General features: G+C 69.6%; 11 protein-coding genes. 5 read left to right on the forward strand and 6 right to left on the reverse strand.

Features of this window, described 5'->3' with window-relative positions; genetic code table 11:
* Window positions 1–2: 2 nt before the first annotated feature.
* Entirely contained in the window at window positions 3–1,880 is a 1,878-nt protein-coding gene (gene lepA / locus ACWESM_RS23060; protein WP_355072372.1) for a translation elongation factor 4, read from the reverse strand.
* 400 nt (window positions 1,881–2,280) lie between these two features.
* Here lepA and ACWESM_RS23065 point away from each other — a divergent pair, with 400 nt between their 5' ends.
* Entirely contained in the window at window positions 2,281–2,835 is a 555-nt protein-coding gene (locus ACWESM_RS23065) for a type II toxin-antitoxin system PemK/MazF family toxin (RefSeq protein ID WP_356966427.1), read from the forward strand.
* Window positions 2,836–2,843: 8 nt separating this feature from the next.
* Window positions 2,844–3,248: a DUF5360 family protein gene (locus ACWESM_RS23070; protein WP_355072368.1), complete on the forward strand. Its 405-nt coding sequence runs from the start codon at window positions 2,844–2,846 to the stop codon at window positions 3,246–3,248.
* 54 nt (window positions 3,249–3,302) lie between these two features.
* Here the strand turns inward: ACWESM_RS23070 and ACWESM_RS23075 are convergent, their stop codons facing one another.
* Entirely contained in the window at window positions 3,303–4,091 is a 789-nt protein-coding gene (locus ACWESM_RS23075; protein WP_355072367.1) for an aquaporin, read from the reverse strand.
* A 536-nt stretch (window positions 4,092–4,627) separates the two neighbouring features.
* Here ACWESM_RS23075 and rpsT point away from each other — a divergent pair.
* Both rpsT and ACWESM_RS23085 read left to right on the forward strand, forming a co-directional pair.
* The gene (rpsT, locus tag ACWESM_RS23080) at window positions 4,628–4,888 is read left to right on the forward strand and encodes a 30S ribosomal protein S20 (protein ID WP_364432054.1); all 261 of its coding nucleotides are present in this window, start codon (window positions 4,628–4,630) and stop codon (window positions 4,886–4,888) included.
* Window positions 4,889–5,064: 176 nt separating this feature from the next.
* The gene (locus ACWESM_RS23085; RefSeq protein ID WP_355072363.1) at window positions 5,065–5,310 is read left to right on the forward strand and encodes a hypothetical protein; all 246 of its coding nucleotides are present in this window, start codon (window positions 5,065–5,067) and stop codon (window positions 5,308–5,310) included.
* A gap of 6 nt (window positions 5,311–5,316) precedes the next feature.
* Here ACWESM_RS23085 and ACWESM_RS23090 read toward each other — a convergent pair whose 3' ends face one another.
* Window positions 5,317–6,381, reverse strand: a complete 1,065-nt coding sequence (locus ACWESM_RS23090; RefSeq protein ID WP_355072361.1) for an MmyB family transcriptional regulator — start codon at window positions 6,379–6,381, stop codon at window positions 5,317–5,319.
* Window positions 6,382–6,506: 125 nt separating this feature from the next.
* On the opposite strand from ACWESM_RS23090, the gene ACWESM_RS23095 reads away from it, so the two are divergent.
* The gene (locus ACWESM_RS23095; RefSeq protein WP_364432049.1) at window positions 6,507–7,577 is read left to right on the forward strand and encodes an aldo/keto reductase; all 1,071 of its coding nucleotides are present in this window, start codon (window positions 6,507–6,509) and stop codon (window positions 7,575–7,577) included.
* Window positions 7,578–7,811: 234 nt separating this feature from the next.
* On the opposite strand, the gene holA is transcribed toward ACWESM_RS23095, so the two are convergent.
* The 3 genes from holA to ACWESM_RS23110 all read right to left on the reverse strand — a co-directional run bounded on the left by holA (window position 7,812) and on the right by ACWESM_RS23110 (window position 12,612).
* Window positions 7,812–8,783 (reverse strand): DNA polymerase III subunit delta, encoded by a 972-nt coding sequence (gene holA / locus ACWESM_RS23100; RefSeq protein WP_452493607.1) that lies wholly within the window; start codon window positions 8,781–8,783, stop codon window positions 7,812–7,814.
* Between the two features lie 149 nt (window positions 8,784–8,932).
* Window positions 8,933–11,695 (reverse strand): ComEC/Rec2 family competence protein, encoded by a 2,763-nt coding sequence (locus ACWESM_RS23105; RefSeq protein ID WP_452493609.1) that lies wholly within the window; start codon window positions 11,693–11,695, stop codon window positions 8,933–8,935.
* A complete protein-coding gene (locus ACWESM_RS23110) occupies window positions 11,692–12,612 on the reverse strand; it encodes a helix-hairpin-helix domain-containing protein (protein ID WP_397277306.1) in 921 nt (306 codons plus the stop codon). The genes ACWESM_RS23105 and ACWESM_RS23110 overlap by 4 nt, the downstream gene beginning before the upstream one ends.
* Window positions 12,613–12,827 lie beyond the last annotated feature (215 nt).

Raw genomic sequence — 12,827 nt, forward strand, 5'->3', positions numbered from 1 at the left:
GCCTACTTCTTGTCCTTCGGCTTGTCCGAAGCGGCGTCCGAGGACAGCGCGGCCACGAAGGCTTCCTGCGGGACGTCGACGCGGCCGATCGTCTTCATCCGCTTCTTGCCTTCCTTCTGCTTCTCCAGCAGCTTGCGCTTGCGGCTGATGTCACCGCCGTAGCACTTGGCCAGCACGTCCTTGCGGATGGCGCGAATGTTCTCGCGGGCGATGATCTTCGACCCGATCGCGGCCTGGATGGGCACCTCGAACTGCTGGCGGGGGATCAGCTCGCGCAGCTTGGTGGTCATCTTGTGGCCGTAGGCCTGGGCGGCGTCGCGGTGCACGATCGCGCTGAACGCGTCCACCGCCTCGCCCTGCAACAGGATGTCCACCTTCACCAGCTGCGATTCCTGCTCGCCCGCCTCCTCGTAGTCGAGGCTCGCGTAACCGCGGGTGCGTGACTTCAGCGAATCGAAGAAGTCGAAGATGATCTCCGCCATCGGCATGGTGTAGCGCAGCTCGACGCGGGTCTCGGACAGGTAGTCCATGCCGCCGAGCTCGCCGCGGCGGGACTGGCACAGCTCCATGATCGAGCCGATGAACTCGCTCGGCGCGATGATGGTGCACTTCACCACCGGCTCGTAGACATTGCGAACCTTGCCTTCGGGCCAGTACGAGGGATTGGTGACGACGTGCTCGACGCCGTCCTCCATCTCCACCCGGTACACCACGTTCGGGGCCGTCGAGATGAGGTCGAGGTCGAACTCGCGCTGCAGGCGTTCGCGCGTGATCTCCATGTGCAGCAGGCCGAGGAAGCCGCAGCGGAAGCCGAACCCGAGCGCGACCGAGGTCTCCGGCGTGTAGGTCAGGGCGGCGTCGTTGAGCTGCAACTTCTCCAACGCGTCGCGCAGGTCCGGGTAGTCGGAGCCGTCCACCGGATACAGGCCGGAGTACACCATCGGGCGCGGCTCGCGATAGCCGGTGAGCGGTTCGGTCGCGCCGCCGCGCGCGCCGGTCACCGTGTCGCCGACCTTGGATTGGCGCACGTCCTTCACGCCGGTGATCAGGTAGCCGACCTCGCCGACGCCGAGCCCCTGGGTCGGTTTCGGCTCGGGCGAGACGATGCCGATCTCCAGCAGCTCGTGGGTCGCGCCGGTGGACATCATCTTGATCTTCTCGCGCGGAGTCAGCTTGCCGTCCACCACACGGACGTAGGTGACCACGCCGCGGTAGGTGTCGTAGACCGAGTCGAAGATCATCGCGCGGGCGGGCGCGTCCGCCTCGCCGACCGGCGGCGGCACCTGGGCGATCACCTGGTCGAGCAGATCGGCCACGCCCTCGCCCGTCTTGCCGGAGACGCGCAGCACGTCCGACGGATCGCAGCCGACGATGTGCGCCAGCTCGGCGGCGTAGCGCTCCGGGTCCGCGGCGGGCAGGTCGATCTTGTTCAGCACCGGGATGATCGTCAGATCCTTCTCCAGCGCCAGGTACAGGTTGGCCAGCGTCTGCGCCTCGATGCCCTGCGCGGCGTCGACCAGCAGGATCGCGCCCTCGCACGCCTCCAGGGCGCGCGACACCTCGTAGGTGAAGTCGACGTGGCCGGGTGTGTCGATGAGGTGCAGCACGAAATCGGTGCCCGCGTGCTCCCCCGTCCTGGGCGTCCAGGGCAGCCGCACGTTCTGGGCCTTGATGGTGATGCCGCGCTCGCGCTCGATATCCATCCGGTCCAGATACTGCGCACGCATCTGCCGCTCTTCGACCACACCGGTCAGTTGCAGCATCCGGTCGGCCAGCGTCGACTTGCCGTGGTCGATGTGCGCGATGATGCAGAAGTTCCGGATCCGGGCGGGATCGGTGAACGTCGTGTCGGCGAAGCTGGCGGGCACTCCACTCCTCATGGGTATCGGCAAACTGCCGTCTATCGTCCCATGGTGCTCTGCCAGTTTTTGCAGCGCCTTCGGCGCTGCGTGTTCGCGGCCCCCTCATGGCTCGCGCCCGAGCTGCGGGTCCTTCCTTTACCCGGGGCGAATGGACGGACGCGGCTGAGCCGGTGACGGCTGGGGATGTGTCACCGCCCGCACCGTCGCCACCGTCGGGCGCGCCGCGCCGTCCTCCGCTGCGTTCATCGCGCTCGGTCTCGGCGTACCTTGCCAACGGGGCAGGGAGCCGGACATGTCCGATCGGTCCCGGATCGGCGGGCACATCCGCTTCCATAGCTCGCTCGCAGACGAATGGCCCCCGCGACACAACGGTTCCCACGCGGGTGAGAAGCGGCGGGTGCGCCGTTATTCTCCTGGGATGGCCCGAAGTTGGAACACCCTCGGCAAGCAGATCGGTCTCATCGCTAAGCAACAGGGGCCCAAGATCGTCAAGCAGCAGGGTCCCCGGCTGGTCGACCGGCTGGTGTGGTCGCTGGCCCAGCGGCGCACGGCCGTGGGCGTCACGGTGCGGCCCGCCGCGTCGACGCCGGTCCCGACCGCCGAGCGGGCGCGGCAGATCGTCTACTCGCCGCAACTGGACGGCCGTGCCGATCCCGGGGAGATCGTCTGGACCTGGGTGCCGTTCGAAGAGGATCCGAGCAACGGCAAGGACCGGCCGGTGCTGGTGGTGGGCCGGGACCGTCGCACGCTGCTGGGGCTGATGCTGTCGTCGAACCCGGAACGCGCCTACGACCGCAACTGGATCGGCATCGGCAGCGGGTCCTGGGACCACGACAACCGCCCTAGCTGGGTGCGGCTCGATCGGGTGCTCGACGTGCCGGAGGCGGGCATCCGACGCGAGGGCGCGATCCTGCCCCGCAAGACCTTCGATCTGGTCGCCCACCGGCTCTGCGCCGAATACGCCTGGCACTGAGGCGGACCATGGCACGCGTGCTCGGACCGACCAAGATCGCCATGCTGATCACCGACGTCGGTTTCCTGCTCTACTGGGCGATCGCGTTCGCCCAGGTGATTCCGCCCGAATGGGCGTACAAGGATTACACCGACCCGATCCTCAGCGACTGGAACTACTCGTTCGTCGTACTCGACCTCGCCGCGAGCGCCACCGGCTTGGCGAGCCTGTGCCGCTCGCCCGGTTGGCGCACCCTGATGACCGTTTCGCTGACCCTGACCAGCGTGGCGGGGCTGCAAGCCATCGCGTTCTGGACACTGCGCGGCGATTTCAGTCCGTTGTGGTGGGTGCCCAACCTCTTCCTGCTGCTCTTCCCGATCCCGGCGCTGGTCACTTTGGTGTGCACCGCACCGCAGGAGCGCACCGCGAGCTGACCGCCCAGCCACAGTGATCGGCCCCGGCCGACTGACCGGGGCCGAACGCCTTCGTCAGGAGATCATTTCGCGGGAACGGCCGAACAGCAGGCCGTACAGCAGCGCGCCGAGTGCGCCGCCGATCAGCGGGAACACGATGAACGCCCAGACCTGCCCCATCGCGCCGTCCTGGTAGGGCGCCACGGCGAGGCTGCGTGCCGGGTTCACCGAGGCGTAGTCCACCGGAATCGCCACCAGGTTGATCACCGCCAGCGTGGCGCCGATGGACAGGCCGGCCAGCGGCACGTCGGAGAGCTGATCGGTGGAGGACAGCACGACGAAGACCAGCAGCGCCGTGAGCATCACCTCGACGATGATCGTGGCGGCGATGCCGAACCCGTTCTGCACCACCACCTCGCCCAGCGGCCCCCGAATCGCCGAGGGACTGTGCTTGCCCCACCCGTTCGCGGCGAGGCCGTCGACCGACCGGTCGTACGACGGCAGGTTCTTGGCCAGCGCGAACAAAACGAGACCGGCGAGGAGCCCGCCGATCAGCTGCGAGATCACGTACCCCGCCGCGGACACGCCGCTGATCCGGCCGAGCAGCAGATGCCCCACGGTCACCGCCGGGTTCACGTGGCAGCCCGAAATCGGCCCGATCGAATAGACGAGAAACATCAGCGACAGGCCGAAAGCGAGCGCGATGCCCAGCGGACCGACCTTCTCCCCCGCCAGCACCGCGGTGCCGACACCGCCGATCACCAGGACGAAGGTGCCGAGCGCCTCCGCGCCCCATTTCTTGCTCTCGGGAACCGGTTTGTTCTCGACAGCCTCTTCGACTACTTCCTGGGCCGTTGGAGACATCTGTCCACCTTCCGCGTTCCAGACATGTACTCGGACGAGTCGTGGTACCGCTTCGGCAACGCCAGCCGCTCGAAAGCAACGGTTGCTAGGAGGACGCTACGCGAGTCGTGTGATCTCTACAACGACTTCGGGCCGGTCGAACCGCCGCCCGACAAGAGGCCCTTCAGCGGCGGCGTATCGCGTGGCGACGGCCCACCCCGACGGACACGTGCTGCTCGGCGCCTGCGTGCGCCGGCCGGGCCGTGAGCCCGACCACGCGCCGGTCCATGCCTCGACGCGGGCGTACTCTCGCCCGGAGACCGTCGTGCCGATCCCCGCAGCCGGATTCGCGGGTGGAACTCGCCGGTCGCCAGGGAAGCCAGCGCGGTGCCGTGTCCGGTATCGACCGGGGCGGGTCCGGTGTCGGATTTCGCGTGCCGAACGGTGACTGGTAACCTCGACCTTCGGCGCTGCGTTACCCGTTCCATTCGGGTATGTCGCGCGCTCGACGAACTTTCCCAGGACAGACCTACCAGACAGGAACACGAGGAACCGGCGTGGCCAACATCAAGTCCCAGCTGAAGCGGATCCGCACCAACGAGGAAGCGCGCAAGCGCAACCAGTCGGTCAAGTCCGCGCTGCGCACCGCCATCCGCAGCTTCCGCGAGGCCGCTGCCGCCGGTGACAAGGAAGCCGCCGCCGTGCGCCTTCAGTTCGCCAGTCGGAAGCTGGACAAGGCCGCCTCGAAGGGCGTCATCCACGCCAACCAGGCCGCCAACAAGAAGTCGGCCCTGTCGCTGGCTTTCAACAAGCTCTGATTCACCCGGTACCGCGCGCCGGTACCGCACTCGTGGTGTGGACGCAGCCGTCGTGGCCTCGATGACCACGGCGGCTTTTGTCGTGCCCGGACAGCAATCTGGCTCCCACGCCGTTTCAGCTGCTGTTTCGAGATTCGGCCCGCGCTGTGTCGGAGGTTCCAGCTACCATTCCGCGCATGGTAACCGTGTATGCCAATCAGACGGTCGTTCGCGCCGAGGACCTGCCGGACGTGATCCGCGCGGCCGAGGTGCTCGGATTCGGACTGAAGATCGAGAATGTGCTGGTTCCCGACGACGACGGCGGTTACTCGTTGGAGTGGATCGTCACGCGGGACGAGGACGTGCCCGCCTACGAGGAGTGGGAAGGCCGCTACGAAGACGCGGACGACGACGGCGAGCTGATTCTGACCTCCACGGAATAGCCCCGGTCACCGCGTATCCAGGTCGGCGGTGAGCCGGTCGAGCGCCGTCTGGGAGTCCGCGTCGGCGGCGCGGTAGATGACGATCCGCTGGTCGGGATCCTGCACGGGTATGAGCACCTCGTAGCTGACGACCAGCGGACCCACCACCGGATGCCGCAGCGGCTTGTTCCCCCGTCCCTGCACGCGGACGTCGTGGCGGGCCCATGCCTGCTCGAACTCCGCGCTGTGGGCGGTGAACTCGGCGATCAGGTCGGCCAGCGCCCGGTCCTCCGGATGCGCGGCCCATGCCGCGCGCAGATCCGCGATGCCCTCCCGGATGATGCGCTCCCGCTCGACATAGAAATCTCGCATGCCCGGGTCGAGCAGGCACAACCACATGGAGTTGCGCTGCCGCTCCGGCAGCGCGCCGAAGTCCGTGATCAACGCCGCCATCTCCCGATTCCAGGCCAGGATGTCGTAGCGGTGGTTGACCAGCATCGCGGGCAGCGGGGACAGATCGCGCACCAGCATGGCCAGTGCGGGCGCGGGCACCGTGCTCGGCTTGCCGCTGTCCGGCTGCCGCTGTCGCGCCAGATCGAACAGGTAGGCGCGCTCGTCGTCGTTCAAGCACAGGGCCCGCGCCAGCGCGTTCAGCACGTCCACCGACGGCCGCAGGCCCCGCCCCTGCTCCAGCCGCACGATGTAGTCGGTGCTCACGCCTGCCAGTTCGGCCACCTCTTCCCGGCGCAGCCCCGGCGTCCGGCGCGCCTGCTTGCGCTGCGGCAAGCCGAGATCCTCCGGCGTCAGCCGCTCCCGGCGAGCCCGCAAGAAGGCGGCCATCTCCTGCACTCGATCCGCGCCGCTGCCGGACCCCGCGCGCGTGCGCGAACTCCCGCCGCTGGACCCGAGGTCGCGGCGCTGGGTCGAATCAGCGCCGCTCCCGGGTCCGGCGTGATTACGCGGGCTGCCGCTGCCAGGCCTGGGATCGCGGCGCTGGGCCGACTCCGCGCCGCTCCCGGGTCCGGCGTGGTTACGCGGGCTGCCGCCACCGGAGGTGAGGTCGCGGCGCTGTGTGGGGTGCACGGTGCTCATCACCGTCGATCCTACGGCTGCCTAGGACTGGCTTTCCCAGGATGAAGCTTCCCTTACTGGTCCTCGCGCTGCGCTGAAGACTGGCTTCCGGCAACGAGACATCGCGAAAACACAAGGAGCTGGACATGTCCGGAGCTCGCACCCTCGACACCTACCGGCTGCTCGGCCGCTCGGGCCTTCGGGTGTCACCCCTGTCCCTGGGAACCATGACCTTCGGCGCCGATTGGGGCTGGGGCGCGGACCGGGACGAAGCCCGCAAGATCTTCGACACCTATGTCGAGCGCGGCGGCAACTTCATCGATACGGCCAACCAGTACACCAACGGCACCTCCGAGCAACTGCTCGGCGAATTCACCGCGGACAACCGCGAAAGCTTGGTGCTGGCCACCAAATACACCATGCTGCGCCGTCCGGGTGACCCGAATTCCGGTGGCAACCACCGCAAGAGCATGGTCGGCTCGGTGGAGGCCAGCCTGCGCAGGCTGAACACCGACTACATCGACCTGCTCTACTTGCACGCCTGGGATTTCCTGACCCCCGTCGAGGAGATCCTGCGCGGTATGGACGATCTGGTGCGCTCGGGCAAAGTGCTCTACGTCGGCATCTCCGACGCGCCCGCCTGGCAGATCGCCCGGATGCAGACCATCGCGGACCTGCGCGGCTGGTCGCCGCTGATCGCGCTGCAGATCGAATACAGCCTGATCGAGCGGACCGTCGAGCGCGACCTCATCCCGATGGCGCGCGAACTGGGCCTCGGTGTGATTCCGTGGTCACCGCTGGCCAGCGGTGTGCTCACCGGCAAGTACAGCCGCGCCGACCTCGACCACCAGGCGGACGGTTCGCCCGAAGGCAGCCGCAAGAACGTGGCCGCCGCCAACGGCTCGCTCACCGAACGCGGCCTCGCCATCGCCGACGTCGTGAAGCAGGTCGCGGACGAGATCGGCAAGACACCCTCGCAGGTCGCGCTGGCCTGGACGCTGCGCGAGCCCGGAGTCACCTCGCCGATCATCGGCGCGCGCACGGCGGCGCAACTGGAGGACAACCTCGGCGCCCTCGACGTGGAGTTCGACGCCACCCAGCTCGCCAGGCTGGAACAGGCCAGTGCGGTGGATCTCGGATTCCCGCACGAATTCCTCAACCGGCCCATGACCCAGAGCGTCACCTTCGGCGACCTGAAGATCGACGGGCGCGTCTGAGCGTCGATCCGATGCGGCGGTGCGAAGCGAGACCCGCACCGCCGCATCGGGTCGCACCTGATCGGCGGCGCGGCCGGTCTCCGGCGAGCTGCCGTCCGCCGTGCATGGGTACCTGCCGAGTTGGGTGGTGACCAGCCCCGCATGGCGTTGCCCCAGCGGGAACCAGGACCGAGGCTGAACGCTCTGAAGCGTGTGCTCCGGCGAACGCGTTGGAACGGGTCGACCGGACCCGGATCAGCTCGCGCCGTGCAGATCGAGGATTCGGGTAAGGGCGTGTTCCAGCGCATAGCCCGCGTCGGCGGCGCCGCCTTTCACGTCGGCGTTGAGAGTCGCGACCACCTGGAGGGCGGAGCCGATGGTCGCGGGGGTCCAGTTGCGGGCCTGGGCTTGCGCTTTCTTCACCTTCCACGGCGGCATGCCGAGCTGCTGGGCCAGCTTGAACGGGTCGCCGCGGCCGGCCGAACCGACGCGCGCGATGGTGTGCACCGAGTCGGCGAGCGCGTCGGCGAGCAGGACATGCGGAACACCGCGGTCGTTCGCCCAGCGCAGCGCCTCCATCGCACCGGGGCGATCCCCGGCCACCGCGAGTTCGGCCACGTCGAACCCGGAGACCTCGGCCTTGCCCGAGTAGTAGCGGCGCACGGCCGCGACATCGATCTTCCCTCCGGTGTCCGCGGCCAGCTGCCCGCACGCCGCGGCCAGCTCACGCAGGTCCGTGCCCACCGCTTCCAGCACCACTTGGACGACCTCGCCCGACACCCGCACTCCGGCGTTGCGGAACTCACCGCGCACGAACTCGACGCGCTCGGCGGCCTTGGTCAATTTGGCACAGTCGTGGGTGACGGCACCGGCTTTCTGCAGCGCGGGCGCCAGCGCCTTGGCCCGTCCGCCACCGGAGTGCACAACGACCAGCAACACACCCTCGGGCGGGCTCTGCGATGCCTCGGTGATCACCGCGACCGCGTCCTTACCCGCCTCGGCCGCCGCCTCGAGGATGATCACCCGGTCCTCGGCGAACAACGAGGGGCTCAGCAGTTCGGCCAGCTCCGCGGTACTCGCGTCCCCCGCGCGCATGCGATCGACCGGCACCGCGTCCGGGTCCGGAGCCAACGCCCTCACCTGCGCGGTGAGCGCGCCCAGCGCCCGCTCGATCAGCAGTTCCTCTTCCCCGAGCACCAGATGCACGGGCGCAGGCCGCTCGCTCACGACGGCGCCTCCTCGTCGCCGGAGGGCATCGTGCTCGATGGCTCTGCCGCCTTGCTCCATTCGCCGCGCTGGTCCACAGCCCGATCCTACGGTCCACGACCGACACCCCACCCCGGCCAGGGGCAGTCGCGGCACGCGTGATCCGCCGGTCATCGCGAACTCGTCATACGCAAGTGGCCGCCTCCGGCCGAGACCACGATGTCGCCGTCCAGGTCCGTGCGTACCACCGTCGCGCCGAGGGCCGACAAGTCCGCGAGGACGATGGGGGCGGGATGCCCGAAGGTGTTGTCCGCGCCGACGCTCACCAGCACCAGACGCGGACGCACCGCGTCGAGGAATTCCTTTGTGGTGGTGCGTGATCCGTGGTGCGGAAGTTTGAGGATCTCCGCCTGGATGGGAATTCCGGCGTGCATCAGAGCCCGCTGCGCGGTGGCCTCGATGTCCCCGGTGAGCAGAATCCTGCCCGCGGGCGTGCGAGCGGTGACGACCACCGAACGGTCGTTGGCGCCGTCGGTTTCCGCGCCCCGGACCGGTCGCGGACCGTTCCTTGCCGGTGCGAGCACCTCCAGTTCGATCGACCCGAAACTCAGAACATGTCCGGCCGACAATTCCAGCAGCGGCACTCCCGCGCTCCTGGCGATGGCCGCGACCCGCGTGAGACCGGAGGCAGCGGCATGCGCGTCACCCGATGGACGCGCCTGGCTCCGCACCCCGTATCCGACTGGCCGACAATCGATTTGCGCGTGTCCCAGCACGGTAGCGGCGCGATCATGGCTGCCCTGCAACCGGCTTCGCGCATCTCGTCGGCCGAACGAAACGATTCGGTCGTTCCGGGCATGACCTTTCGCGAACCCGCTGAGCCGGTGCACCTCCGCGGCCGGTGCGGTGGCGGGCACGGAAGCGCACCCGAGCCCCGCTTCGGGCGTCGACCGATCGTGTGCGGGTGGCGCGAGCACGTCGAGCTCGTGGACGCCGACGGCGATCGCGTCGATCGTGCGGCCGTGCAGCGCGCCTGCGAGCCCGTCGATGTGATCCGCGTGCGGGTGGGTGAGGATCAGCAGCGGGATGCGCGAGACGCGCAAACGATCCAGGCAGGTCCGGATCGGACGCGGATCCGGCCCGACATCGATGACCACGGCGGCGCCGGGACCGACCGACAGCGCGAGGCCATCACCTTGGCCGACGTCGCACGCCGCGAGGACCCAGCCGGTCGGCGGCCAGCCGGGGTGCCAGAGCCGCACCGGGACCAGGACCACCGCGACGCCGACCACGACCGCGGCGGCGATCCGCCGCACCGGGCGAGCGCGCAATGCCGCGATCACGCCCACCACGACGGCACTCGCGATCAGACCTCCCGCCAGGCCACCCGGGACCGCGACGGACGCGCCGGGCAGCGCGGCCGCGTGGCGGGCCACCCACAACAGCCACCACAGCGGCGGTGCCGCGCAGCGCAGCGCCAAGTCGGCCGGCGGCGACCACAGGCTCGACAGTGCGGCACCGGCTGCCCCCGCGACGGTGATCGGCGCGACGACCGGCGCGACCAGCACGTTCGCGAGGACGGCGACCAGGCTGAGCTGTCCGGTGAGCGCGATCATGATCGGCGTCGTGACCACGAACGCCCCGGCGGACACGGCCACTGTCTCGGCGGGCACCCGCCACCATCCCCTGGCGCGCAACCAGTCGGCCCAGCTCGGCGCCAACAGGATCAGGCCACCCGTCGCGACGACCGACAACGCGAACCCCGCGTCGACGGCGAGCCCTGGCCAAAGGGCTAGCAACGCGATGATCGCGGCGCACAACGCGGGCAGCGCCTGTTTACGACGGCCGGTGAGCACGGCGAGCAGGGTGATCGCGCCCATCGCACCGGCGCGCAGCACGCTCGGGTCCGGCCTAGTGACGACGATGAACATCAGCAGCGCCACGGCGGCGACGGCCGTAGCACCGCGCGGGCCGAGCGTCAGCAGGCGTACGACGAGCAACACCACCGAGAGCAAGATGGTGAAATTCGCGCCGCTGACCACCGTCAGGTGTTGCAGCCCAGCGATCTTGAAATCCTCGCGCACCTGTTCGGGCAACGCCGAGGTATCGCCGACGACCAGCGCTGGCAGCAGCCCTGCGGCGTCGGCCGGCAGGGCTCGCGTCGCCGAGGCCGCGAAGTCGGCGCGCACCGACTCGGCGGCGCGCTGCCACCACGGCAGCGGTCCGGCGGCAGTGGGCGCGCCCTGCGCGTGCAGCGTGACGACGGTGAGGTCGGATCGGCGCGGCATCTCCACCCTGGCGCGGAACTCGACCGGCCCGCCCGGCGACAAGTCACCCCACTCCGGACCGGAAGCCAGGACGACCACCGCGCCACCCGCACGTACCGTCACCCCGCCGCGGCCGTACTCGCGCAGATCCGCCCGGACCACCCATTGTGGGTCCCCGCCGGAGACCTTGGCGCGCAGCGGTTTCGGATCGTCTGTCGGAATGACCACCACACGCACCGACTGCCCGGACGAAGCCCGCAGCGGATGGGTCGCCACGCGATGTTCCCGCCATGCCGCCGCGGCCGCGAACCCCGCGCCGAGCACCACGGCGGCGAGCGCAACCACCGCCACCGCTCGTCGGCGTTCGCCGCGGTGCGCGGTCACCCACAACAGCAACACCCACAACCCGATGGCCGAGACCGTCAACGCGATCGCCAGCGCGATCCCGGCCCGCCACCCTGCCGCCACCGCCACGATGGTCGCACCCCAGCAGCACAAAGCGGCGGGCAGCAGGCGAGCGTCGAGTGCCTGAACGACGCCGGGCTCCTCCGACGCGACGCCCTCCCCCGAACCTCGAACGGCTCCGGCGCGCGGGCGGGCCATGGACGATTCCGTATCGGCACCCAGCTTCCGGCGAACCAGTTCGAGCAACCCGGCGGCGTTCATACCCGCACCAGATCACGCAGCCGCGCCAAGCGGGCGGGGCCGATGCCCTCGACTTCACCGAGTTGCTCGATCGTGCTGAAGCGACCATTGGTGGTACGCCAGTTGATGATCGCGCGTGCGGTGACCGGCCCGACACCGGGGAGAGCATCGAGTTCGGCTTCGGAGGCAGTGTTGAGGTCGATCCGGCCCGCCGGGCTCGACGGACGGCTCGGCGCGGCGGCGGACCCGGTGGATGGGCGCCCGCCTGCGCCGATCGTGCCGCTGCCCTGCTGCGACGCGCCCGAACTCGGCGCGGCCGGACCGACCTGCACTTGATCGCCATCCGACAGCCGCTGCGCCAGATTCAGGCCGGTGGTGTCCGCGCCTTCACTCGGGCCGCCCGCCGCGGCGAGCGCGTCGGCGACACGCGAACCGTCGGGGAGACGAACCAAACCGCTGCGGTGGACCAGGCCGACCACGCTGACGACCAATTCCGTCGTCGGCGGGCCGGGATCGACTGCTCGCGGTGGCGCTCCGGCCGCGCTCGTGGCGGCAGCACTGGATGTCGCCAAGGCGACGCTCTGTCCGATCGGCAACGGCGGCACCGTGTGAGCGATCGGGCGTTCGCGGAACACGACCACCCCGGCGACGACCATCGCGGCAAGGCCGACAAGCGCGAGCGTACGGACCCCGTAACGCCCCGGATCGAGCCGCAGACCCCGGAACCGTTCGGGCACGAGGCGGTGCAGCCGATTCGCGCCGGGCACCGGCTCCTCCAGCCAGCCGGGCGACCGAACTCGGCCGACATCGTCTTCGGACTCCCGGTCGGGCGCGGGATGGCCGGGCAGCCGCACGAGATCCCATTTCCCCGCGGCAGCAGGACGGCTCGCGGGCCGGGCCCCACCGGTTTGCGCGGCGCCATCGGAGTGGTTTCTCACGGGTGCCGACCGGCGGTCGCCTTCGTCATCCTCGGGTTCGGCGGGGCGGGCATCCACCACCTTCCCGGCATCGGGTGCGGGTCGCGTCTCCCCAGCTGGGGGACCGGGGCGGACGGCAGGCGGCGTCCGGCCCGTCTGCCACCCGAGACCCACTGGACGCGCGGCATTTTCATCCGCAGTCGATGGGCGTGCGACCGTGCTCGATCGACGCCGGT

This window comes from Nocardia sp. NPDC003999 (genome assembly GCF_053604885.1).